Origin of the sequence: Dyella sp. A6, from assembly GCF_036320485.1 — a bacterium.
Classification (GTDB): domain Bacteria; phylum Pseudomonadota; class Gammaproteobacteria; order Xanthomonadales; family Rhodanobacteraceae; genus Rhodanobacter_A; species Rhodanobacter_A aluminiiresistens.
Genome location: NZ_CP132911.1, coordinates 1135220 through 1158161 on the forward strand (window position 1 = coordinate 1135220; position 22942 = coordinate 1158161).

19 protein-coding genes are annotated in these 22942 nt (G+C 64.5%); 10 read left to right on the plus strand and 9 right to left on the minus strand.

All coding sequences use genetic code 11. The features are described from left to right. Positions 1-26: 26 nt before the first annotated feature. The gene (locus RA164_RS04930; RefSeq protein ID WP_329742854.1) at positions 27-581 is read right to left on the minus strand and encodes an N-acetylmuramoyl-L-alanine amidase; all 555 of its coding nucleotides are present in this window, start codon (positions 579-581) and stop codon (positions 27-29) included. 86 nt (positions 582-667) lie between these two features. On the opposite strand from RA164_RS04930, the gene RA164_RS04935 reads away from it, so the two are divergent. The 3 genes from RA164_RS04935 to RA164_RS04945 all read left to right on the plus strand — a co-directional run bounded on the left by RA164_RS04935 (position 668) and on the right by RA164_RS04945 (position 3887). After that, on the plus strand, positions 668-1195 hold the full coding sequence (locus tag RA164_RS04935; RefSeq protein WP_329742855.1) for an alpha/beta hydrolase: 528 nt from the start codon (positions 668-670) through the stop codon (positions 1193-1195). Then, complete coding sequence (rlmKL, locus tag RA164_RS04940) at positions 1192-3378, plus strand: bifunctional 23S rRNA (guanine(2069)-N(7))-methyltransferase RlmK/23S rRNA (guanine(2445)-N(2))-methyltransferase RlmL (protein ID WP_329742856.1); 2187 nt, start codon at positions 1192-1194, stop codon at positions 3376-3378. Before RA164_RS04935 ends, rlmKL begins: the two co-directional genes overlap by 4 nt. Positions 3379-3443: 65 nt before the next feature. Beyond that, complete coding sequence (locus RA164_RS04945) at positions 3444-3887, plus strand: hypothetical protein (RefSeq protein WP_329742857.1); 444 nt, start codon at positions 3444-3446, stop codon at positions 3885-3887. Positions 3888-3980: 93 nt separating this feature from the next. Here the strand turns inward: RA164_RS04945 and RA164_RS04950 are convergent, their stop codons facing one another. Continuing rightward, complete coding sequence (locus RA164_RS04950; RefSeq protein ID WP_329742858.1) at positions 3981-4436, minus strand: DUF6491 family protein; 456 nt, start codon at positions 4434-4436, stop codon at positions 3981-3983. A gap of 190 nt (positions 4437-4626) precedes the next feature. On the opposite strand from RA164_RS04950, the gene egtB reads away from it, so the two are divergent. From egtB to RA164_RS04970, 4 genes are all read left to right on the plus strand, one after another. After that, entirely contained in the window at positions 4627-5877 is a 1251-nt protein-coding gene (egtB, locus tag RA164_RS04955) for an ergothioneine biosynthesis protein EgtB (RefSeq protein ID WP_329742859.1), read from the plus strand. Between the two features lie 24 nt (positions 5878-5901). Beyond that, positions 5902-6873: an L-histidine N(alpha)-methyltransferase gene (egtD, locus tag RA164_RS04960; RefSeq protein ID WP_329742860.1), complete on the plus strand. Its 972-nt coding sequence runs from the start codon at positions 5902-5904 to the stop codon at positions 6871-6873. A gap of 699 nt (positions 6874-7572) precedes the next feature. After that, a complete protein-coding gene (locus tag RA164_RS04965) occupies positions 7573-10419 on the plus strand; it encodes a TonB-dependent receptor plug domain-containing protein (RefSeq protein ID WP_329742861.1) in 2847 nt (948 codons plus the stop codon). A gap of 75 nt (positions 10420-10494) precedes the next feature. Then, positions 10495-12366 carry a tetratricopeptide repeat-containing sulfotransferase family protein gene (locus tag RA164_RS04970; RefSeq protein WP_329742862.1) on the plus strand — a complete coding sequence of 624 codons (1872 nt, stop codon included), beginning with the start codon at positions 10495-10497 and terminating at the stop codon, positions 12364-12366. 53 nt (positions 12367-12419) lie between these two features. Here the strand turns inward: RA164_RS04970 and mfd are convergent, their stop codons facing one another. Both mfd and RA164_RS04980 read right to left on the minus strand, forming a co-directional pair. Further along, positions 12420-15911 carry a transcription-repair coupling factor gene (gene mfd / locus RA164_RS04975; RefSeq protein WP_329742863.1) on the minus strand — a complete coding sequence of 1164 codons (3492 nt, stop codon included), beginning with the start codon at positions 15909-15911 and terminating at the stop codon, positions 12420-12422. 107 nt (positions 15912-16018) lie between these two features. Further along, entirely contained in the window at positions 16019-16624 is a 606-nt protein-coding gene (locus tag RA164_RS04980; protein ID WP_329742864.1) for a GNAT family N-acetyltransferase, read from the minus strand. 390 nt (positions 16625-17014) lie between these two features. Here RA164_RS04980 and RA164_RS04985 point away from each other — a divergent pair, with 390 nt between their 5' ends. Continuing rightward, positions 17015-17407 carry a VOC family protein gene (locus RA164_RS04985; RefSeq protein WP_329742865.1) on the plus strand — a complete coding sequence of 131 codons (393 nt, stop codon included), beginning with the start codon at positions 17015-17017 and terminating at the stop codon, positions 17405-17407. Positions 17408-17684: 277 nt separating this feature from the next. Beyond that, the gene (locus RA164_RS04990; RefSeq protein ID WP_329742866.1) at positions 17685-18461 is read left to right on the plus strand and encodes a leucine-rich repeat domain-containing protein; all 777 of its coding nucleotides are present in this window, start codon (positions 17685-17687) and stop codon (positions 18459-18461) included. A gap of 212 nt (positions 18462-18673) precedes the next feature. Here the strand turns inward: RA164_RS04990 and RA164_RS04995 are convergent, their stop codons facing one another. From RA164_RS04995 to RA164_RS05010, 4 genes are all read right to left on the minus strand, one after another. Continuing rightward, positions 18674-18997: an ArsR/SmtB family transcription factor gene (locus RA164_RS04995; protein ID WP_329742867.1), complete on the minus strand. Its 324-nt coding sequence runs from the start codon at positions 18995-18997 to the stop codon at positions 18674-18676. A gap of 77 nt (positions 18998-19074) precedes the next feature. Then, the gene (locus RA164_RS05000) at positions 19075-19572 is read right to left on the minus strand and encodes an arsenate reductase ArsC (RefSeq protein ID WP_329742868.1); all 498 of its coding nucleotides are present in this window, start codon (positions 19570-19572) and stop codon (positions 19075-19077) included. 11 nt (positions 19573-19583) lie between these two features. Next, positions 19584-20669: an ACR3 family arsenite efflux transporter gene (gene arsB / locus RA164_RS05005; RefSeq protein ID WP_329742869.1), complete on the minus strand. Its 1086-nt coding sequence runs from the start codon at positions 20667-20669 to the stop codon at positions 19584-19586. Continuing rightward, positions 20666-21172 carry an arsenate reductase ArsC gene (locus tag RA164_RS05010; protein WP_329742870.1) on the minus strand — a complete coding sequence of 169 codons (507 nt, stop codon included), beginning with the start codon at positions 21170-21172 and terminating at the stop codon, positions 20666-20668. Before RA164_RS05010 ends, arsB begins: the two co-directional genes overlap by 4 nt. Positions 21173-21240: 68 nt before the next feature. On the opposite strand from RA164_RS05010, the gene arsH reads away from it, so the two are divergent. Then, positions 21241-21969 (plus strand): arsenical resistance protein ArsH, encoded by a 729-nt coding sequence (arsH, locus tag RA164_RS05015; RefSeq protein WP_329742871.1) that lies wholly within the window; start codon positions 21241-21243, stop codon positions 21967-21969. 28 nt (positions 21970-21997) lie between these two features. On the opposite strand, the gene RA164_RS05020 is transcribed toward arsH, so the two are convergent. After that, a complete protein-coding gene (locus RA164_RS05020) occupies positions 21998-22906 on the minus strand; it encodes a cation diffusion facilitator family transporter (RefSeq protein ID WP_329742872.1) in 909 nt (302 codons plus the stop codon). Between the last annotated feature and the right edge of the window lie 36 nt (positions 22907-22942).

A 22942-nucleotide genomic window follows, 5' to 3' on the forward strand; every position in this document is an offset into this window, starting at 1 on the left:
GCTTCGGCCGGACAGCCCGTGACGGGTCAGCGAAGGTGCCGCAGGCCGCAGGCGGGCACGATGGCATCCCACGGAAAAAGCGGGCCGGGGTCGCGCTTGCGTGGCACTGACAGGCCTGCGTCGTCGCTGGCGGCTTCCATGGCGGTGTCCAGCGCCTCGTGGCCCGCGATTTCGCGAAGGTTCGAGAAACGCTGCCGCAGATCCGCCAGCAGGTCGCGCAAGGCGTCGATCTGTGCAGTCGGGTAGGCCTCGGTCATGGTCTGGTGACGCGAATCGAGCCAGTGCGGATAACGTCCGCGGTTGACCAGCTCGATACCGATCGAATCCGCGTTGTGGCCGCGCACGTGGTGGGCAACGCGGGTGCCCGGCACATAGCGGTAGATCGTGCCGTCGCGGTCGATGTAGTAGTGCCCGCTGTTGCCGGTGCCGCTGTCGTACAGCACCTTTTCGCCATAGCCACGGGCAGTCTCCAGATCGGGCAGCTCGGTGCAGTGGATCACCACCAGGGTCACCGCCGAGGCGGGGCGTTCGGGCAGCCGGTCGACGTAGGGCAGGGGCTGGTCGTGGATGACGGTCGGCATGTGCGGGCCGGATATGGGCGGAATCCGGAGTCTCGCACGGTTGCCGGCTATCATGGGCGCCTTTGCAGTACGTCATGGAGACCGCGATGCGCGGCCGGATCATTCTTTCGCACGGCTCGGATTCCAGCCCCGAAGCCACCAAGGTCAGCCTGCTCGCCACGCTGGCCGAGTCGCTGGGCTGGCAGACCTACCGTACCGACCATCGCAGCGACGATGCACGCGGTCTGGCCGGTTCGGTTGCGCCGCGGATCGCGCGGCTGCGGGCCTGTATCGAGGATTGCGTGGCGCCGCCGGTGCTCGTCGGTTCCAGTCTGGGTGCGTTCACGGCCGGGCTGGCCTCGCTGGACGTGCCGGTGGCTGGCCTGTTCCTGCTGGCCACGCCCAGCGGAATCCCGGATTACCCGCGGCCATTCGATATGCGCCCGGGCGTGCCCTCATTGCTGATCCACGGCTGGCGCGACCAGGTGTGTCCGCTCGACGGCGTGCGCGCCTATGCCGAGCGGCATCGCCTGCCGCTGTTGATGCTCGACGACGATCACCGGCTGGCTGCCAGCCTCGACATGATCGCGGCGCAGTTCCGTCACTTCCTCGATACCGTGGCGGTTGCGTCATGACCGACTTCTTTGCCACCTGCCCGAAAGGGCTCGAATACCTGCTGCGCGACGAGCTGACGGCCATCGGCGCCAGCGATGTGCACGAGGCGCTGGCCGGCGTGCATTTCAGCGGCAACCTGGAAACCGCCTACCGCGCCTGCCTGTGGTCGCGTCTGGCCAGCCGCATCCTGATGCCGTTGGCCGAGTTCGACGCGGCCGACGACGAGGCTTTGTATGCCGGCGTGCAGGCCATCGACTGGTCACAACACCTGGCGGCACATGCCACGCTGGCAGTAGATGCGCATACGGCGCAAAGCAAGCTCGTGCATAGCCAGTTCATCGCCCAGCGGGTGAAGGATGCGGTGGTCGACCAGTTCCGACAGCAGGGTGGGACCCGGCCGGGCGTCGACACCGACGAGCCCGATGTGCGTATCAACCTGCGCCTGCGTCGTGATCGTGCCACGGTGTCGCTGGATCTCGCCGGTTCGCCGTTGCACCGTCGTGGCTGGCGCGAGATGCAGGGCGAGGCGCCGCTGAAGGAAAACCTGGCCGCGGCGATCCTGTTGCGTGCGCGCTGGCCGGAGACCTACGTCGCTGGCGGTGCCCTGCTGGACCCGATGTGCGGTTCCGGCACGCTGCTGATCGAGGGTGCCTGGATGGCTGCCGACGTGGCACCTGGATTGCACCGCGACTATTACGGTTTCCTGGGTTGGAAGCAGCACGACATCGCGTTGTGGCGCGGGGTGCTGGATGAGGCACGACAGCGTGCCGAGGCCGGCCTGCGTGCGCTCCGGTCCTGCTTCTTCGGCTCGGATGCCGATGCACGCATGGTGCAGACCGCCAAGCGCAATGCCCAGGCCGCCGGCGTGGCGGGCTTCGTGACGCTGGAGAAGCGCGATGCGGTGCATGTCGAGCCACCGCCCGGGGTGACCGCCGGACTGGTGGTGACCAATCCACCGTATGGCGAACGTCTGGGCGACCGTGCGGACATGCCGATGTTGTACCGCGCACTGGGCGAAGTGCTGCGCGCGCGCTTCACCGGTTGGCGTGCCGCGGTGCTGGCTGGCGACGCCGAACTGGGACGCGCGCTGGCCCTGCGTGCGGACAAGAAGTACGCGCTCTACAACGGTGCCCTGGAAACGGTGCTGCTTACCTTCGAACTGCATGCGCGCGATGAGAAGCCCCGCGAGGCGAAGCCGCTCTCGCCTGGCGCGGAAATGCTGAAGAACCGGCTGGAAAAAAATCTTCGGCATTTGCGCAAACGGCTGCAACGCGAAGAGATCCGGTGTTGGCGCGCGTATGACCAGGACCTTCCCGAATACGCCGTGGCGATCGATGTCTACGGCGATGTGCGGGAGCACGATCACCTGCATATCCAGGAATACCGTGCGCCCGCCGATATTCCTGTCGATGTTGCCCGCGCACGCCTGCGCGAGATCGTGCGGGTGGCCGGCGAGGTCTTCGGCGTGCCGCGTGACCGCATTGCGCTGAAGACCCGCGAGCGCGGCAAGGGCGGTTCGAAGTACGGTCGTTTCGACCAGCGCGGCGAATTCGTCGAGGTCGAAGAGGGTGGTTTGACGTTCCTGGTCAACCTGACCGATTACCTCGATACCGGTCTGTTCCTCGATCACCGTCTGGTGCGTGCCAAGCTGCGTGAACTGGCCGCAGGGCGCCGTTTCCTGAATCTGTTCGCCTACACCGCGACGGCTAGCGTCTATGCCGCGGCCGGCGGCGCGCGCGATACCACCAGCGTGGATTTGTCGGCGACCTACCTGGACTGGGCCTCGCGCAACCTGGCATTGAACGACTTTTCCGGAGCGAAGCACCGCCTGGCACAGGCCGATGCACTGGCTTTCCTGAAGGCCGACCGCTCGCGTTATGGGTTGATCTACGTCGATCCGCCGACGTTCTCCAATTCCAAGCGTGCTGACGACTTCGACGTGCAACGCGATCACGTGAAACTGCTCGAAGCCTGTGCCGAGCGGCTCACTGATGATGGCGTGATCGTCTTTTCCAACAACTTCCGCCGCTTCCGTCTCGATGGCGATGCGTTGTCGCAGCATTTCACCATCGAGGACTGGAGCGCTCCCAGTATCCCATTCGACTTCACTCGCCGTGCCGATATCCATGGTTGCTGGCTGCTCCATCCGCATCGCGCTGATGAAGATGTGAATCCGTGGAGCAGCGCACGCATCAAAAAGTGAACCCTTCAGTTCGGATTAAGTGCCCTGGCGTCAGCATCGATCTTACGAAGAAGCGGAGGTGTGTCATGACCAAGCGATCTCTCAGCAAATGGATGGCGGTCGGCCTGGGGCTGGCGGCGGCAGTGGCCATGCCGCTGAGCGCGTCGGCGCACGGCTGGGGACATGGTTGGGGGCATGGTGGCGGGTTCCATGGCTATCACGGTCACTACTACCGTGGTGGGCACTGGGACGGTGGTCGCTGGATCGCGGGTGCGCTGATTACCGGTGCGGTTGTCGGCCTGGTCAACAATGCGTTGAATCCGCCGGTCGTGTACAGCCAGCCGCCTGTCGTCTATAGCCAGCCGCAAGTGGTCTACGGCCCGCCGACGACTGTGGTCTACGAAGAGGGTCCGCCGGTGGTGTACGAAAATGCACCGGTCACCCGTCGCGTGGTCACCACCCGCACCGTGGTGTACGACAACGCGCCACCGACGCGGTATATCCGTGATGACGGGTACGACGGCAACTGACACCCGATCGAACGTTTCATGCAAACACAAAGCCCGGCCTTGGCCGGGCTTTGTGTTTCTGATCAGCCTGCTTCGAATTCAGTACAAGTCGACTCAGTTCATGCGGGTTGGCTGGTCGGCACCGCTGCCGTGGCGGACGGCATGCTTGCGCAGGCGATCGAATTCGGCCTTGTCGATTCTGCGGACCGACTGGATGGCGCAGGGCGGCTGACTGGACGAGCTTACGGTCTCGCCGACTTCGCCGCAGATTGCGCCGGGACGTACCGCCTCGTTGGCGCGGTTGGAATGGAAGTGCAGTGACACGGTCGACGGGTATTCCAGCCGGGTGCAGGCATTCTGCAGTTTCACCAGGTAGCGATAAGGACCCGTGCGGGCAATGATCGTGCGTGCATTGACGACATGCCACTCGTTGATGCGGTCCGAACGCAGACACGAGGATACCGGACGCATCGGGTGGTAGCGGGTGTCGGTGGCATGGGCGGCCGCTACAGGCGCGCGTACTGCGAAGGCGACGGCGAGAACGGACAGGACGAGCGTGCTGAGCTTCATGGTGATACCTCTCCGACTGAAAGGGGCGTGGCGATGACGGCGAAGACTGTGCTTTGCATCGCACATCAGATGATCTGACATCTACGCATCACGCGATCTGAACAGGCGCTGCGGCATCGTATGGGAATACTTCTTCCACGTGCACGCCACAAGGCCGCTCCAGCAAAAATCCATGATGGATCCGACTGCGATGAATGTTCTGGTGCGGCAAGGCCATGACGATGCCACGGTCGACCGATTCCATCGCGTACGCGGACACACACTGGCGCTTTGTGCCGGCCTGCATGCGGAAGACATGCAGGTGCAGTCGATGCCCGACGCGAGTCCGGGGAAGTGGCACCTGGCCCATACCACCTGGTTCTTCGAGCAGTTCGTGCTCGACCGTGATCCCGCATGGCATCCGCTTCATCCCGAATGGCGCTACCTTTTCAATTCGTATTACCAGACGGTCGGGCCGATGCATGCCCGCCCGCAGCGTGGACTGCTGACGCGCCCCACGCTGGCGGAAGTGATCGCGTATCGCCGGCAGGTGGACGAGGCGATCGACGAGCGACTGGCGCGCGGCGCTGATCCGGAAATCGCCCGACTGGTCGAGCTGGGCCTGCAGCACGAGCAGCAGCACCAGGAACTGATACTCACCGACATCAAGCATGCCTTCTGGTGCAATCCGCTGAAGCCTGCCTACCGTGCCGCGCCGCAGGACACGGCCACGGCCGAGGTCGCATTGCGCTTCATGCCGGGACGCGAAGGCATCGTCGAGATTGGACATGCGGCCGATCAAGGCTTCGCCTTCGACAACGAGATGCCGCGGCACCGGGTTCTGTTGCAGCCGCATGCGCTGGCCAACCGGCTGACCACCAATGCCGAGTACCTCGCCTTCGTGCGCGATGGCGGCTATCGGGATGCGTCGCTGTGGCTGTCCGATGGCTGGGCGACGGTGCAGCGCGAAGGCTGGGAGCGTCCGTTGTACTGGCAGCCGGATCTGTCCAGCGAATTCACCCTGGCTGGTGTACGCGAGCTTCAGGCATGCGCGCCGGTGTGCCACCTGAGTTTCTACGAGGCCGAGGCCTTCGCGCGCTGGGCCGGCGCGCGGTTGCCGACCGAAGCCGAGTGGGAGCACATCGCCGTGGACCTGCCGGTGCAGGGCAATCTGCAATATGCGGGGCGCCTGCATCCCTCGTCGACGGTCGGCGATGGCTTCATGCAGATCTATGGCGATGTGTGGGAATGGACCTCGTCACCCTATGTCGGCTATCCGCGATTCAAGCCGTTGGCCGGTGCGCTCGGCGAATACAACGGCAAGTTCATGTCAGGCCAATGGGTGCTGCGTGGCGGCTCGTGCGCCACGCCGGACGACCATATCCGCGCCAGTTACCGCAATTTCTTCCCACCCCATGCACGCTGGCAGTTCGCCGGTATCCGGTTGGGACGTGACCGATAAACAGCATTCTGTGAGTATGAAGACATGAACGTGCAAGCCTGTGTCCTGCGCGACGACGATCGCCGCCCGCCCGTCAACGAACTGCTGGAAATCGTGCAGCGAGGCCTGCAAGGACGCATCAAGCGTCTTCCGTCCTGGCTGTTCTACGACGAACGCGGTTCGGCGTTGTTCGAACGTATCTGCGAGCAGCCCGAGTATTACCTCACCCGCTGCGAGATAGCCTTGCTGGACACCCATGCAGCGGCCATCGGTGATGTGCTTGGGCCGGATGTGCGACTGGTCGAGTACGGCAGTGGGCATGCGCACAAGACGCGCCAGTTGCTCGGTCATCTCGTATCGCCGGTAGCCTGGGTGCCGGTGGAGATCTCGCCCGAACCGTTGCGGCTCAGTGTGCAGCGCATGGCGGCGAGCTTCCCCGACGTGCCGATGCAACCGTTGTGCGCGGACTTCACCCGGCCGTTGCGATTGCCGGTGGCGCCCCGTGCGACACGACGCACGGTGATCTATTTTCCCGGCTCCACCATCGGCAATTTCGATCATGCCGATGCGGTGGCACTGCTGCGCAAGATGCGCAGCGAGATGGGCGAAGGTGGCGGCATTCTCATCGGGGTGGATCTTAAGAAAGACCCGTCCGCCATCGAGGCGGCCTATAACGACCAGGCTGGTGTCACCGCCGAGTTCACGCTCAACCTGCTGGCAAGGCTCAACCGTGAGCTGGGCTGCGACTTCGATCTTTCCGCCTTCCGCCATCGGGCCCGTTACAACAGCATGGCCGGGCGCATCGAAACGCACCTGGTCAGCCTGCGCGAGCAGAGCGTGCAGGTCGGTCGCCGGCAGTTCGCCTTTGCCTGCAACGAAGCGATGCTGGTGGAATACAGCTGCAAATACTCGCGTGAAGATTTCGCCGCGCTCGCCGCACGAGCTGGCTTGCGGGTAGAGCACATCTGGCTGGATCCCGACGAAAAATTCAGCGTGCAGTACCTGCTGAGATCCTGACCACACCGCGCGCGCCGCTGCACACCGCTTGCTGACGACGGCCGCTGTCACGTGCGGTCGACTGCTCTTGGTGCAACCCGTATCACGATCAGCCGGTCGCAGAACCGGCAGTTGATGCCGGGTGCACCAGGCTCACACCTATCGTCCCTGGCGCCCCCTTGCCGGAAGCCGATTCCAGTGGCCATGAACGATGGACGGTCGATGGCGTGACGGCACACACGAGCGATTGCGACAAAGTGGTGCTGGATAGCCACAGAATGGTGCAATGCAAAATGCTGGTCTAGGCGATCCGCTGGCGTGCCGTGGCATGTCGATGTGCGCGGGAAATTTGTGCTTTATTGCGCATGCTTATGCGCGAATTTGCACAAGACTTCATCAATCTGTAACGGCAGGATGGAGTCGAGTCCAGGTACCTGTATTGCTGGTCTGCAGCATGAGTGGGGCTTAGGGGCCATTGGGCATTGCCCATTTGCCGGCGTCACGGGGTGTCGTCCGGCTTTCTCATGCACTTGTCCATGCCGGGGAGCAAACCGGGATGGGCTCAAGGGGCACTCGGACAGTCGCGCAGTCTACAACGCCGGACTCGGCGGCAGCACAAGACGACGAATTATCCAGAACCAGAAACGTGCGAAACCGCACGCATTCCGACACACATTGGGGTTGAGGCTCTCGGGAGGGCTTGGTGATATGAAGAATGACGTGAACCGATTGTCTTCGGCCCTTCGCCTCGCATTGGCGATGGGCATGATGACTGGTGCCTTTGGCGCATACGCGCAGACGACTTCTGACGGCACGACGACGGCGCCGACCAAGTCGACCAGCGCACCGCCGAAGCCGAGTCAGGCCAAGCAGCTTACCGGTGTGACCGTCACCGGTTCGTTGCTGCGCCGTGTGGATACCGAGACCGCCAGCCCGGTGGTGACCGTCGACGCGAAGGCATTGGCGGACACGGGCAAGCCGACGCTGGGCCAGGTGCTGCAGCAACTGCCGAGTTTTGCCGGTACGGCTGCCAATACGTCCAATAACAGCAATGGCGGAGGCGTGGCCAGCCCGACCCTGGAAGGTGGCGATGGTGCGGCGCGTGTCTCGCTGCGCGGCCTCGGTTCCGGCCGTACGCTGGTGCTGATCGACGGCCAGCGCATGATCAATCCGGATCTGAACATGATTCCGGTCAACATGATCGAGCGGGTCGACGTGCTGGCCGAGGGCGCATCCACCGTGTACGGTTCGGACGCGATCGGCGGCGTCGTCAACGTCATTCTCAAGAAGCACTATCACGGCGTCGAAGCGACCGTGAACGATGGTGTGTCCAGCCATGGCGACGGCCAGCGGCATGGTTTCACCTTCACTGCCGGCGCCAATGGCGACAAGGGCAACATCGTCGTCGGCCTGAACTACAACAAGTACGATCCCATCCTCGCCAGCCGCCGCAGTTTTTCGGCGCACCAGCTGTATCTTTACAGCGGCGGTCCGGTAGTGGCCGGCTCCTCCACAGTCCCCACCGGCTACCTGCGTGTCCCCGCGTCCTATGCCAGTCGTTACGGCTGCAGTGCTAGTTCTTCCGGCACGATCAACCTGACCCGTGCTTCGGGTGACGGCAGCAGCCTCGGCGACTACCGCTGCTACAGCGGCAGCGACGCCTACAACTACAACGCCTTCAACTACATCGAAACGGCACAGGAGCGCATGGGCGCTTTCCTGAGCGGCCATTACGACTTCAGCAGCAATGTCACGCTGTATGGCACGGTGCTCTACAACCACACCGATTCCAGCGGCCAGGACGCGCCCCCGGGCGTCTACGTGACCGATGGCTGGAGCATCCCCGCCAGCAATCCGATCAATCCGTTCGGCGTGGATTTCTCATCGACCGGCTATACCTTCAAGACCCGCCTGAGCGGCCTGGGCACGCGTCTGCACACCTACAGCACGGACAACCTGGAGAGCGTGTTCGGCCTACGCGGCAACTATGGTCAGAGCACCTGGTCGTGGGACGCAAGCATCAACTACGGCTACTACAACCGCAGCCAGAAGGACTTCAACGAGATCAAGGTGTCCTCACTGCAATCCTTGATCGACAACGGGCTGAATCTGTTCGACCAGAACAATTCCGCGGTGGTTTCCCAGTTGCAGTCGGCCGCCGAAGGGGCGAAGTATCAGCTCGTGGACAGCCTGAAGCAGGCCCAGTTCACCAGTACCGGCGACCTGTGGGACCTGCCGGCCGGCACCGTCCAACTGTCCGCCGGCGCGCTGTACCGGCAGGAGGCGATGAACTACACGGTGACGCCCGACGCGGTGCTGAATACGTCGACGCTGACCTGCAACCTGATCCAGGAAGCCTGCGGTTCTCCGGGACGGGGCAGCTACAACGTCAAGGAGGCCTTCGCGGAAAGCCTGGTCCCGCTGCTTTCCAATGTGCCGGGGGCCTACTCGCTGAACCTGGACCTGGGTATCCGCAGCTCGGACTACAGCACCAGCGGCACCACCACCGACAAGAAGATCGCGCTGGAATGGCGGCCGATCTCCGACCTGCTGGTGCGCGGCACGGTTTCGCAGGTGTTCCGCTCGCCGAACCTCGACCAGTTGTACGACGGCGTGACCATTTCCAACCCCACCGTCAATGACCCCTGCGTGGGATTGACCGCGGCGCAGCTGGCCGCGCATCCCACGGCATGCGCCGGCGTGAACCCGGGCTACACCGGCGGTGCGAACCTGCAGATCAATGCGTTGTACTCTGGCTCGCACGCCACCGGCGAAGCCTTGAAGCCCGAGCAGGGCAAGTCGGTCGACATCGGCTTCGTCTACAGCCCGAGCTGGCTCACCGGATTCTCGTCCAGCCTCGATTTCTGGCATATCTACCTGTACAACATGCTGACCAACCTGGCCGGTCAGACCGTGCTGGATTCGTGTTACGCCAATGCGTCCAGCCCGTACTGCTCGTACATCCACCGCTACGCGAGCACCAGCACGAACGCCGGCGACATCAACTACATCAATGCGCCGGTCGTTAACCTGGGCAATCTCAGCACCACCGGTATCGACTTCACCTCGAGCTACCGCATTCCGCACTTCAACCTAGGCGGCTACGATCCGGGTTACTTCAAGCTGGGCCTGAACACGACCTACCTGGCGACCTACAAGAACGACGCCACGCCGAACGAGCCGGGTGCTTCGGTCACCAACTATGCCGGCACGTACTCGCAGCAGTTCGGCAACCTGACGCGCTGGCGCGGCACCCTGACCGTGGACTGGGCGAAGGGTCACTGGGACGCACAGTGGCAGGCCCGCTACATTCACAGCGGCACCAACCTCAATGCCTACGCAGATACCGGCGCCAGCTCGGGCTACGCCTCGGTGCTGTACCACTCGATCCAGGTGGGCTACCAGTTGCCCAAGAAGTACCACACCCGGTTCGACGTAGGCGTCGACAACCTCTCCAACAAGATCCCGCCGCTGATGTACCAGAACGGCTCGGACTACAACGTGGACACCTCGACCTACGACACGATCGGCCGCTATTTCTGGGCGCGGGTCACCGTGAAGTTCTAAGTCGAAGTACTTGATGGATGAAGGGCGCCGCGGGATGCTTGCGGCGCTCTTCGATCCTCTGGAGTCGTTCCCGTCATGACCGATTCTTCCTCCGCGTCCGCCGCCATGCCGGCACGCATGCTGGAGGCTTACCGGCACGGTGAACTCGACCGTGTCGTCGAGCTTGGTCGCCAGGTGCGCGCCGGTGGACGTTTCGATGAGGAAACCGAGCTGCTGCTGGGGCTGGCCGAGCACGCCAGCGGGCACGTGCATGCGGCGATCACCACCTTCCGGGCACTGACCGCGGCGCAGCCTGGCGTTTTCGAATACTGGAACAACCTTGGCCAGGTACTGCGGCAGGCCGGCGAAAGCGGCGAGGCGGAAGCCGCCTTGCGGCAGGCCTGCCAACTGGCGCCGAGGGACGCCGAGCTGTGGTTCAACCTAGGCCTGCTGTACCTGCAGCAGCATCGCTGGCTGCCTGCACGCGAGGCCTTGCTGGAGGCGGCCAACCTGGTGCCCGGCTTCATCGAGGCACGCCTGCAGGCTGCCTACGTCTGCCATGTCTGTGGTGACAGTGCCAGCGTGGAGGCGCTGCTGGCTGACGCACATGCGTGGCCGCCACTGGCTGCCGACGATGCCTTGCGCCTGTCCGGCATGCTGTCGGCCTGCGGTCGCTGGCAGGTGGCTCTGGACGTGCTCCAGCGGGCCTTGCCGCCGGCGCCGGACGAAGCACCGCCCATAGCGCTGCGCATGCTGGCGCATCAGGTGTTGCTGCACGAGCGCGGCAACCGTCTGGCGCAGGCCCGCGAGTACCTTGCACGCTTGCCGTTGGCCGCACTGGATGCATTGCCTGCAAGTGCGCTGCACGCGCGTCTGGACGGCTGGAACGCGCATGCGGTCATGGCGATGCGCGAGCGCGATTACCCGGTGGCGGCAGCCCGCTATCGGCAGGTGCTCGAACACGCAGCGGATGCCGAGACCACGGCGACAGCGGGCTTCGGCCTGGCTGCGGCATGCGACAAGCAGGGCAGCTACGCCGAAGCCTGGCAGGCCCTGCAAGGAGCACATGCCGCGCAGGTGTCGATCGCCACCGAAACTGTGCCGGCACTGCTCGAACCCGGCAGTCGCCCACTCGACATGCAGGAACACCCGGTCGATCGCCATGCCTATGCGGCCTGGCGCACGCTACGTGCGCCGGACAGCCCGCAGAGCCCGGTGTTCGTGGTGGGCTTCCCCCGTTCCGGCACGACCCTGCTGGAGCAGATGATCGACGCCCATCCGGCGTTCCTTTCCATGGACGAACGCCCGTTCGTGCACGAACTGACCCAGCGCATGGAGCAGGCCGGGCAGGCGTACCCCGGCGCGTTGGCCGATCTGGGGCAGGCCGACGTCGACCAGCTTCGTGCCGTGTATGCCGGCATGGTGGCTGGCGTGGTGCCTGATCTCGGCCAGCGGCGGCTGGTCGACAAGAATCCGCTGAACATGCTGTGTCTGCCGATGATCATGCGGCTGTTTCCCGATGCGCGCATCATCCTGTGCCTGCGGCACCCCTGCGACGTGCTGCTGAGCTGCTACATGCAGGTGTTCCGCTCGCCGCCGTTCATGGCGATGTGTTCGTCGCTGCAGCGGCTGGCCGAAGGGTATGCGCTGGCCTTCGAGAAATGGTTCCGCCACGTTGAGGTATTCGCGCCGCATATCCTCGAATGGCGCTACGAGTCGGTGGTCACGCGATTCGACGACCAGGTGGTTCGGCTGGGCGATTTCCTCGGTGTGCAGGACAGCTCGGCGATGGCGGGTTTTGCTGAACATGCACATGCCAAGGGGTTCATCAGCACGCCCAGCTATGCCCAGGTTACCGAGGGTATCAATGCGCGCGGGATCGGTCGCTGGCAGGCCTACCGCCAGCACTTCGAGCCGGTGTTGCCGATACTGCAGCCATGGCTGCAGCGACTGGGCTACATGACCTGATCCATCCCGCTGCGGGTCTGCATCGCCTGCGGCACCGGTTTGGCGGCGACCGCTCAGCTCGGCCGTCGCGCGCCCAGCAGCACTAGCACTTCCTGCGCGCTGCGGATGCGTTCGCTGGCGCCCGGCAGGTCGAGCGTCACGCGCAGCTTGTCCTGGCCCTCCAGCTTGTACACGCGCGGCAGCTGCTGGATCAGGCGGATGATCGCCATCGGCTCGATCTCCGGCTTGTCGCGGAACAGGATGCGGCCGCCAGTGGGGCCGAAATCCAGCTTGCGGATGCCCAGCGGCGTGGCCATCAGCTTGAGCGCGGACAGCGCGAACAGCGTTTTGGTGGGTTCGGGCAGCAGGCCGAAGCGGTCGATCATCTCCACCTGCAGGTCGCGCAGCTGGTCGTCATTGCGCGCGCTGGCAATGCGCTTGTACAGCGTCAGGCGCGCGTGCACGTCGGGCAGGTAGTCGTCCGGAATCAGCGCGGGCAGGTGAAGCTCGACCTCGGTTTCGTGTTCCGACGACAGGTCGAAGTCGGGCACCTTGCCGCTCTTCAGTGCACGCACGGCACGGTCCAGCAGTTCGGTGTAGAGGCCGAAGCCGATCTCCTGGATCTGGCCGGACTGCTCGTCGCCCAGCAGTTCGCCCGCACCGCGGATTTCCAGGTCGTGCGTGGCCAGGGTAAAGCCGGCGCCCAGTTCTTCCAGCGAGGCCAGCGCCTCGAGGCGTTTTTCGGCGTCGGCGGTGATCGCCTTGCGGTCGGGCACGATCAGGTAGGCGTAGGCGCGGTGGTGCGAGCGTCCCACGCGGCCGCGCAGCTGGTGCAGCTGGGCCAGGCCAAAGCGGTCGGCGCGGTCGATGATGATGGTGTTTGCGGTGGGAATGTCGATGCCGGTCTCGATGATGGTGGTGCACACCAGCACGTTGAACCGCTGGCGATGGAAGTCCGCCATCACCCGTTCCAGTTCGCGTTCGGCCATCTGGCCGTGGGCCACGCCGATGCGCGCTTCGGGAATCAGCTCCTCCAGTTCGCGCACGGTGCGTTCGATGCTCTGCACCTCGTTGTGCAGGAAATACACCTGGCCGCCGCGCTGCAGCTCGCGCTGGAACGCCTCGCGGATGGTGGCCGGGTCCCATGCCGAGATGAAGGTGCGCACCGCCATGCGATGGGCGGGCGGGGTAGTGATCAGCGACAGGTCGCGCAGGCCGCTCATCGCCATGTTCAGCGTGCGCGGGATCGGCGTGGCGGTCATGGTCAGCAGGTCCACTTCGGCGCGCAGCTTCTTCAGCTGCTCCTTCTGGCGCACGCCGAAACGCTGCTCTTCGTCCACCACCACCAGACCCAGGTTCTTGAACTTGATGTCCGGCTGCAGCAGCTTGTGGGTGCCCACGATCACGTCGATCTGGCCGTCGGCCAGGCGCTTCAGCGCATCGTTCACTTCCTTGCCGGACTTGAAGCGCGACAGCACGTCCACCTTCACCGGCCAGTCGGCGAAGCGGTCGGCGAAGTTGCGGTAGTGCTGCTGGGCCAGCAGGGTGGTGGGCACCAGCACCGCCACCTGCTTGCCGGCGGTGGCCGCGGCGAACGCGGCGCGTAGCGCCACCTCGGTCTTGCCGAAGCCGACGTCGCCGCAGATCACGCGGTCCATCGCGCGCGGTGCGGCCAGGTCGCCCAGCACGGCGTCGATCGCCTGCTCCTGGTCGGGCGTTTCCTCGAACGGGAAGCTGGCGCCGAATTCCTCCACCAGTTGGCGGTCGATGCTCAGCGACTGGCCGCCGCGTGCCTCGCGCTGGGCGTAGATCGCCAGCAGTTCGGCGGCGACGTCACGGACCTTCTCGGCGGCCTTCTTGCGCGCGCGTTCCCAGGCGTCGCCGCCCAGCGAATGCAGCGGCGCCAGTTCGGGCGCAGTGCCGGAATAGCGGCTGACCAGGCCAAGCTGAGCCACTGGCACATAGAGCTTGTCGCCTTTGGCGTACTCGATGATCAGGAACTCGCCCTGCATCCCGCCCAGCTCCATCGACTCCAGGCCCTGGTAGCGGCCCACGCCATGGTCGACGTGCACGATGGGCGAGCCGACCGACAGCTCGGTGAGGTCGCGGATGATGGTGTCCGGGTCGCGCGCCGCACCGCGCCGCTTGCGCCGCTCGGTACGCACGCGTTCGCCGAACAGCTCGCGTTCGGTGAGCACGGTAAGCACGGGCTTGCCGAGCGCGAAGCCCTGCTCGAGCGGTGCGATGGTGATGGCGAAGCGTGTTGCTGCGTCGCTATCTCTTCCCAGGAAGACGGCCCAGGTATCGACGCTGTCCGGCTTCAGGCCTGCACCCGCCAGTGTTTCCAGCAGCGCCTCGCGCCGGCCTGCCGAGTCGGCGGCGATAAGCACACGTCCCGGATAGCTTTCCAGGAAGTGGCGCAGCGAGGTGCCGGGTTCCTCGCCCTTGCGGTTGAGCGGCAGTTCGGGCGCAGGCAGGGTGCCGATGTCCACAACGTGGGCATGGCCGGGTTCCACCACTTCGACGCGCGGGCGCCTGTTCAGTTGTTCGCGCAACTGCTCGGGCGACAGGTACAGCTCGGCAGGTGGCAACACCGGGCGCTCGATGTCGTGCGCACGCTGGTCGTAGCGGTCGGCAGTCTGTGTCCAGAATGCTTCGCTGGCTTCGCCCGCGCCTTCGCCCAGCACGAACAGCGCGTCGTCGGCGAGGTAGTCGAAAAGCGTGGCGGTGCCGGTTTGTACGCCGCCTGCATCGGAAGACCCGGGGAAGAACAGCGGCAGGTAGTACTCGATGCCGCCGGGGGTGACGCCTTCCTTCATGTCTTGGTAGAGCGGACAACGGCGCACGTCGATGGGGAAGCGTTCGCGCAGGCGGTTGCGGAATTCCTTGGCGGCGTCGCCGGTCAGTGGAAATTCGCGCGCGGGCAGCAGTTCGACCTTGTCCACCGTGTGCTGCGAGCGCTGGGTTTCCGGATCAAAGCTGCGGATCGAATCCACTTCGTCGTCGAACAACTCGATGCGGTACGGCTCGGCGGCACCCATCGGGAAAATGTCGATCAGCGCGCCACGCACGGCGAAGTCGCCCGGCTCGGCCACCTGCGGCACGTTGCGGTAGCCCGAGGATTCCAGCCGGCGCTGTTCAGCGGCCAGGTCGAACTTCTGGCCCTTCGACACCACTAGGCCGGAGCCGGTGATGTGCGTGCGTGGCGCGATGCGCTGCATCAGCGTGGCCACCGGCACCACCAGCACGCCGCGCTTCACGTTCGGCAGGCGGTACAGCGTGGAGATGCGTTGCGAGACGATCTCCGGGTGCGGGCTGAACACGTCGTAGGGCAGGGTTTCCCAGTCGGGGAAGTGCAGCACCGGCAGTTCGCCGGCGAAGATCCGCAGCTCATCCTCCAGTGCCGATGCCCGCTGGGTGTCGCGCGTGACGGCGACCATCAGCCCCTGGTGCGAGCGCGCCGCCTCGGCGATCAGCAACGCGCGCGCCGAACCGTGCGGCGGGGTCCAGTAACGGCGTTGTTTCGAGGTGGTGGGAAGCGGAGGGTGTGGAATCGTGTTCGGCATGGAGACGCGCTGGCGTGACGCGGCCGGATGCCGCGTGGAAAGCGCACAAGTCTAACGCGATCCGGTTACGAGGCCTTCTCGTTGTATCGGGCGCGCCCCGGCAGCGCTTACAGCGTCAGCGTAATCAGCGCAGTGCCCGGTTCGTCCGGCATCATCCGCTTGGTGAAGCCCAGCTCGCGGCACAGTTCGAGCATTGGCCGGTTTTCCATCAGCACGTAGCCCCACAGCTCGACCAGCTCGCGGCGCCGGCAGTCGGCCACCAGGTGCTGCATCAGCAATGCGCCCAGGCCACGGCGGCTCCACGCGTGCTCCACCAGCACCGAGAACTCGGCGCTGCGGGTGGCCTCGTCCACGTAGATGCGCCCGACGCCACGCATTTCCGCGGGCTTCTCCGACTCGTCCATCAGCACATAGGCGTTTTCGCTGGCGGGGTCGATCCGGCACAGCCGTTGTGCCATCGGTGTGGGCAGCTCGGACATGGCGTGCAGGAAGCGGCGCCGGATGTCTTCCGGCGACAGGCGGGTAAAACAGCGCTGCATCGCGGCCACGTCGCCCGGCTCGATCGCACGCAGCAGCAGTTCGCGGTTGTCGCGGGTGCGTACCCGCTCGTTGCGGCCGCTGCGGGTGACCTGCGGACGCGCGAAGCGTTCGCGGCTGGGTGGCGGCAGCGTGGCGTGGCTGTAGGGGGCGGGGAAGTCGATGGCGGCGATCATGGCTGGAGTCCAGCTTTCCGTACGTATGCGTATTGTGTGCTTTGCAACATGATTTTTCAATCATGGATTAGCCAGATTATACGCGGCATTGAGCCGCATGCTGAGCTTGTATGACGGCTTTGCATGCTGCGATACAGCATCATGGGACGCGGCTCACGTCGCCAGGCGACGGCGCGGCTGGTTGCAGCCTGCTTGTCGTCCGGCGATTACACTGCCGGCGCAGTTACCTCGGCGTGAGCAGGGCGGCGCGAATGCGGGCGGTGGCGTGACAGCCATGTCGCATGGGGGATTGACCTCCGCTGTGCGCGACTCTCGTCATCTGCATGCCCTCATTGCATCAATCCCCCATCACCGGCAGGCCGCGCAGGCATGGCCGCCAAGGAGAAAGTCATGAAGCAACACCTGGGTGCGCTGGCCCTGCTGGTGGCCGATTACGACGAAGCGATTGCCTGGTATACCGGCAAGCTGGGTTTTGAGCTGATCGACGACATCGATCAGGGCGGCGGCAAGCGCTGGGTCGTCCTGGCCCCTCCGGGCTCGACCGAAACCCGCCTGCTGCTGGCCCGTGCGGCCGACGACGCGCAGCGCTCACGCATCGGCAACCAGACCGGCGGCCGGGTCTTCCTGTTCCTGCACACCGACGACTTCCAGCGCGACTGGCAACGCATGCGTGCCGCCGGCGTGCACTTTCGCGAGGAGCCGCGCCACGAACCCTACGGCACGGTCGCCGTGTTCGAAGACCTGTACGGCAATGCGTGGGATCTTCTGCAGTCGAAGCGTTGATGCCCACGCGTGGTCACTGCAAACGGCGCATCATGGCAAAGTGGTTTGATGGCCGGGTTTGGAACCGATCCATACAAAGGTGGTCCTGCGAGGGGTGATAGATCTACGAGGCGTCAGCGAACTCTTGCCGATGCTATGAGCGACTTGAGGATGCTGCTGAGATCATCTGGGTGGAGCATGGAGCCGCTAAGCTCAGCAAGCTGAAGCGGGGGGCGAGGTCGCTGAGTGAATCCAAAGAGAATGTGGATGTCGAACCACGCACCTAAAAATTTGTCTGATGCGGACGGCGCTGCCGCCGCTCAACTCCAGCCTTAGGCCTCTTAACGTGGTCATGTTGCTACTCGATAGAGAAAACGATCTATCCGTTATCGCGGAAGCGCAAGACCTGGATCTTCGAAATGTTCGCGAACGCGACTGGCCCGCTGTATTAGGTGCTAAAAATGCAGTCCGCCTCACGCTGTATAACGTCATGGCGCCGCAACTACCGGACCTTTCAGGTCTTGCGTCGCTCAACGCACTTTCGATCACGTGGGCCAATAAGATCCAGACTATTACGCCGATTTTTAACATGCCTCAGCTGAGGCATCTATTGATCTCTGACTTCGCGAAATTACGTGATTTAAGCGGCCTCGAACAGCTCTCGTCGCTTGAGGAGCTGCATCTGTCCGGCAACCTGGGAAGCCTCTCTCCGCCGCTTCGACTACTCAGCTTGGCACCCGTTTATCGGCTTGAGTCACTTCAGAGTTTTTCGTTGAGAAATGCCAAGCTTGAAGATGACGACATCACAGGTCTGTCAGACTGTTCTCAGCTACGCCAGCTTGACTTGTCTAACCAATTCGAGAGACAGCAGTTTGCATATCTTGCAAAGCACCTCAATGCGCAGTTGGAACAGCCCATCTGTGCGCATCGGCCGACTTCTCTCACGTGCGAGAAGTGCGGCATTGGTAAGCGCCTAGTGACAGGGCGCAGGGGGCCGTTGCTGTGTCCGGCCTGTGATCGGGCCCGACTGGCGAAAGCGGAGATTGAATTTGCAAAGCTAATGGAAAAGGTTTAATAGCTGTGTAGAATGCTTCTTATCAACTCCGGACGCATGATGCTTTTGCCCCAGTGTTCAACCCAAACTGCGAAGCAGTCTGGAACGATGAATATCATCTTTGGGCTCGGCGGATCACTGAAAGGCCGTTGAGAAAATTTCGTACATTGCTTCGGAATGGATACGCTCAATCACGGGTCGCATAGGCCCGTCCGCTTGCACAACCAGCCAGATCAGTCGGCGATGTCCTTCCGTGAAGACGGGCCGCAGCGTGTCTGTGGAGCCGCATCGCAGGCGGCGCCGGCGCAGCAGTTTTCCGTGAGGTAGGCGACCAGCTGGTTCATCGATTCGATCGATGCGGTGTAGAAGATGTGCCGGCCACTGGGGCGGCGGGTGACCAGGCCGGCGTGGGCCAGTTCCTTGAGGTGGAACGACAGGGTGGCGTTGGCCATGCCCAGCTTGTCGCCGATCTCGCCCACGGCAAGACCGTCGGGCGCATGCTCGACCAGCAGGCGGAAGATGCCGAGGCGCGACGCCTGTGCAAGGCCCGACAGCATGGTCAGGGCCTGCTCGGTCTGGACGACGGGTGTTCGAGGTGCACGGGAGGACATGGCCGGCAGTGTAGCGTGCCGGTTCACGCGTCCGGTGCCTGTAGGGCCTCGATCCGACTCTTCAGGGCCAGCCGGTCCAGCTTTTCGATGGGCAGGTTCAACAGCAGCCCAATGCGCTGTTGCAGCAGGCCGCGTGCCAGGGCGAATGCCTTCCTGATGGTGTCGTCGTCGCCCACGACCTTGGCGGGGTCGGGGATGCTCCAATGGGCGGTGATGGGTGCGCCGGGCCAGGCCGGGCACTGTTCCGCGGCGGCCTGGTCGCAGACGGTGATGATGAAATCCATGACCGGTGCGCCGGGCCTGGCGAACTCGTCCCAGCCCTTGCTGCGCAGGCCCGTGGTCGGCAGGTTCACGGCCGTGAGTGCTTCCAGTGTCCTGGGATGGATGTGCCCCAGCGGATGGCTACCGGCGCTGTAGCCCTTGAAGTGGCCGTGCCCGAGGTGATCGGTGAGGACCTCGGCAAAGATGCTGCGGGCCGAGTTGCCGGTGCAGATATAGAGCACGTTGTAGTGGCCGTGCATGGGGGCTTCCTCTAGTGCGTCCGGGTTTCGTACCAGTGCCGGCTGCGGGTCACGATGCGCACGACCGACAGCATCACCGGTACCTCGATCAGCACGCCGACGACGGTGGCCAGCGCAGCGCCGGAATGCACGCCGAACAGGCCCACGGCCGCGGCGACGGCCAGCTCGAAGAAGTTGCTGGCACCGATCAGTGCCGAAGGGCCGGCCACGCAGTGCGCCACGCCCATCCAGCGGTTGAGCAGGTAGGCCAGGCCGGCGTTGAAGTAGACCTGGATCAGGATCGGCACGGCCAGCATCGCGATGATCAGCGGATGGTCGAGAATCTGCTGGCCCTGGAAGCCAAACAGCAGCACCAGCATCAGCAGCAACGCAGCGAGGGAGATCGGTCCCAGGCGCGCCAGCAGCCGATCCAATGCGGGTTGGCCGCCATGCCGCAGCATCCAGTGGCGCAGCAGGGCGCTGGCGATCACTGGCACCACGATATACAGCGCGACCGACAGCACCAGGGTGTTCCACGGCACGGTGATGGCCGACAGACCCAGCAGCAGGCCGACGATGGGGGCGAACGCCACCACCATGATGGCGTCGTTCAGCGCCACCTGGCTCAGCGTGAACGCCGGCTCGCCGTTGCACAGGCGGCTCCATACGAACACCATCGCCGTGCACGGTGCCGCGGCCAGCAGGATCAGGCCGGCGATGTAGGCGTCCAGCTGGTCCGCCGGCAGTGCGGCGGCGAAGACGTGGCGGATGAAGATCCAGCCGAGCAGGGCCATCGAGAACGGCTTCACCGCCCAGTTCACGAACAGCGTCACGCCCATGCCCTTCCAGTGCTGGCCGACCGCCTTCAGTGCGGCGAAATCGATCTTCAGCAGCATCGGCACGATCATCAGCCAGATCAGCACTGCGATCGGCAGGTTTACCTGTGCCATTTCCGTGTGGCCCAGGTAGGCGAAGGTGCCGGGCAACAGGTGGCCAAGCCCGATGCCGCCGGCCATGCACAGCAGCACCCAGGCGGTAAGAAAGCGCTCGAAGAAACTGATCGCGGGACGGCTGGCGGCGGTTGCCGGGGCGGTCATGCGGTCGGCGGACTGGCTCATGCCGCGTTCTCCGCTTCAAGCGTGCCGATGGCATCCAACTGCGCGGCCCACTCGCTGCGCGGCATCGACTCCAGCGGCAGCGCGATGCAGGCGCGGATGCGTGCGGAAACGGTCCGGAAGGCGGTTTCGAACGCCTGCAGCCGGGTGGCGTCGTCGCCCTCGACGGCAGCCGGGTCGGGTAGGCCCCAGTGGGTGCGCACAAAGTCGCCGAACAGCACCGGGCAGGGCTCGCTGGCGGCGCTGTTGCACACCGTCACCACGATATCCAGGGCCGGGCCGTCAGCTTCGGTGAAGCGGTCCCACGACTTGCTCGACAGGCCTTCGCACGGTATCGCGTGTTGCTGCAGCACGGTCAGCGCCAGCGGATTGACCCGGCCGGTGGGGCGGCTGCCGGCGCTGAAAGCCAGGAAGCGGCCGGCGCCAAGCGCGTTCAGGGTGGCTTCGGCGAGCACGCTGCGGGCGGAGTTGCCTGTGCAGACGAACAGGACGCGGATGGGTGACATGGACGGGCCTTGTTTCATTTCGATGTTTCCATGATGATGGAAATATATTGCCACTACAAGACATGCCGATGCTCCCGCTCGACCCCGCCGACCTGCCGAATATCGATGACAACGCCCTGCAGGTGCCCAGCCTGGAAGCGCTGCGCCTGACCGATGCCTCGCGGCACCCGCCGCGGATCCTGCTGCTGTACGGCTCGCTGCGGCCGCAGTCCTACAGCCGCAAGCTGGCACTGGAAGCGGAACGCCTGCTGCGCCACTTCGGCGCCGAGACCCGCATCTTCGATCCGCACGAGCTGCCGGTGCTCGACAGTGTCGACGCCAGCCACCCCAGGGTGCAGGAACTGCGCGCGCTGTCGCAGTGGTCGGAAGGTCAGGTGTGGGTCAGCCCGGAGCGCCACGGCACCATCACCGGCGTGTTCAAGAACCAGATCGACTGGCTGCCGCTGGAAGACGGCAGCGTGCGTCCGACCCAGGGTCGGACGCTGGCGGTGATGCAGGTGTGCGGCGGTTCGCAGTCGTTCAATGCGGTCAACACGCTGCGTGTGCTGGGACGCTGGATGCGCATGGTGACGATTCCGAACCAGTCGTCGGTGGCCAAGGCCTGGCAGGAGTTCGACGACGACGGACGCATGAAGCCGTCGCCGTTCTACGACCGCGTGGTCGACGTGATGGAAGAGCTGGTGAAGTTCACCCTGATGGTGCGCGACCGCAGCGATTATCTGGTCGACCGCTACAGCGAGCGCAAGGCCGAGCTGCGCAAGCGTGCTGCAGAAGGCGTAGTTGCCGAAGCCAGCTGAGAGCCCGTTGCTGCGATGGGCAGTCGGTTCAGTCGGTCACGTCGGGCTCGAAGAAGCTCCAGCGGATTTCGCCGAACGCGGCCTTCATGTCGCGTTCGACCGCGTTGATCGCATCGATCAGCGCAAGGTCGCTGTCGGCCGGCGCCATCTGCGCCTTCACCGCCACCATCACGTCCGGCCCCATCTGCACGGTGATCAGGTTCAGCACCTGCGCGACCTCGCTGCGGGCCTGCAGAAAGGACAGCAGCTCGGCACGGCGCGCCGGCTCCATGCCCTGGCCGATCAGCAGTGCCTTCACCTCTACCGCCACCGCGATGGCCACCACGATCAGCAGCACGCCGATGGCAATGGTGCCCAGCGCGTCGAACAGAAGGTTGCCGGTGAGCATGGTGGCACCTACCGCCAGCGTGGCCAGGCACAGGCCGATCAGTGCGGCGAAGTCTTCGCCGAAAATCACCAGCAGCTCGCTCGAGCGCGTCTCGCGGAACCAGCGCCACAGGCTGCGTTCGCCGCGCGCCTTGTTCACTTCCTGCAGGCAGCCGTGCATCGAGAAGCTTTCCGCCACGATGCCGAAGGCCAGCACGCCCAGCGCCAGCCACGGCCATTTCAGCGGCTCGGGATGGCTCAGTTTGTGCACGCCTTCGTAGACCGAAAACATGCCGCCCACGCTGAACAGCAGCAGCGCTACCAGGAACGACCAGAAATACAGCGCGCGCCCCCAGCCCAGCGGAAACTCGTCCGACGGCGGCCGCCTGGCCTGGCGCATGCCCAGCAGCAACAGGCCCTGGTTGCCGCAGTCGGCCAGCGAATGGATCGCCTCGGCCAGCATCGCCCCGGAGCCGGTGAGTACGGCGGCAACCAGCTTGGAGACGAAGATCGCGAAGTTCGCGCCCAGGGCGAGGAAGATCGCCTTCAGCGAATTGGCGTGGCCGGACATGTCGCTCCTTGCATGCATCACGGGACGGGTCATTCT

Bases quoted from the DNA above. Each gene is read 5' to 3' on its own strand.
- RA164_RS04930 (WP_329742854.1), bottom strand. From the start codon at position 581: ATGCCGACCGTCATCCACGACCAGCCCCTGCCCTACGTCGACCGGCTG.
- RA164_RS04935 (WP_329742855.1), top strand. From the start codon at position 668: ATGCGCGGCCGGATCATTCTTTCGCACGGCTCGGATTCCAGCCCCGAA.
- rlmKL (WP_329742856.1), top strand. From the start codon at position 1,192: ATGACCGACTTCTTTGCCACCTGCCCGAAAGGGCTCGAATACCTGCTG.
- RA164_RS04945 (WP_329742857.1), top strand. From the start codon at position 3,444: ATGACCAAGCGATCTCTCAGCAAATGGATGGCGGTCGGCCTGGGGCTG.
- RA164_RS04950 (WP_329742858.1), bottom strand. From the start codon at position 4,436: ATGAAGCTCAGCACGCTCGTCCTGTCCGTTCTCGCCGTCGCCTTCGCA.
- egtB (WP_329742859.1), top strand. From the start codon at position 4,627: ATGAATGTTCTGGTGCGGCAAGGCCATGACGATGCCACGGTCGACCGA.
- egtD (WP_329742860.1), top strand. From the start codon at position 5,902: ATGAACGTGCAAGCCTGTGTCCTGCGCGACGACGATCGCCGCCCGCCC.
- RA164_RS04970 (WP_329742862.1), top strand. From the start codon at position 10,495: ATGACCGATTCTTCCTCCGCGTCCGCCGCCATGCCGGCACGCATGCTG.
- mfd (WP_329742863.1), bottom strand. From the start codon at position 15,911: ATGCCGAACACGATTCCACACCCTCCGCTTCCCACCACCTCGAAACAA.
- RA164_RS04980 (WP_329742864.1), bottom strand. From the start codon at position 16,624: ATGATCGCCGCCATCGACTTCCCCGCCCCCTACAGCCACGCCACGCTG.
- RA164_RS04985 (WP_329742865.1), top strand. From the start codon at position 17,015: ATGAAGCAACACCTGGGTGCGCTGGCCCTGCTGGTGGCCGATTACGAC.
- RA164_RS04990 (WP_329742866.1), top strand. From the start codon at position 17,685: ATGCGGACGGCGCTGCCGCCGCTCAACTCCAGCCTTAGGCCTCTTAAC.
- RA164_RS04995 (WP_329742867.1), bottom strand. From the start codon at position 18,997: ATGCTGTCGGGCCTTGCACAGGCGTCGCGCCTCGGCATCTTCCGCCTG.
- RA164_RS05000 (WP_329742868.1), bottom strand. From the start codon at position 19,572: ATGCACGGCCACTACAACGTGCTCTATATCTGCACCGGCAACTCGGCC.
- arsB (WP_329742869.1), bottom strand. From the start codon at position 20,669: ATGAGCCAGTCCGCCGACCGCATGACCGCCCCGGCAACCGCCGCCAGC.
- RA164_RS05010 (WP_329742870.1), bottom strand. From the start codon at position 21,172: ATGTCACCCATCCGCGTCCTGTTCGTCTGCACAGGCAACTCCGCCCGC.
- arsH (WP_329742871.1), top strand. From the start codon at position 21,241: ATGCTCCCGCTCGACCCCGCCGACCTGCCGAATATCGATGACAACGCC.
- RA164_RS05020 (WP_329742872.1), bottom strand. From the start codon at position 22,906: ATGTCCGGCCACGCCAATTCGCTGAAGGCGATCTTCCTCGCCCTGGGC.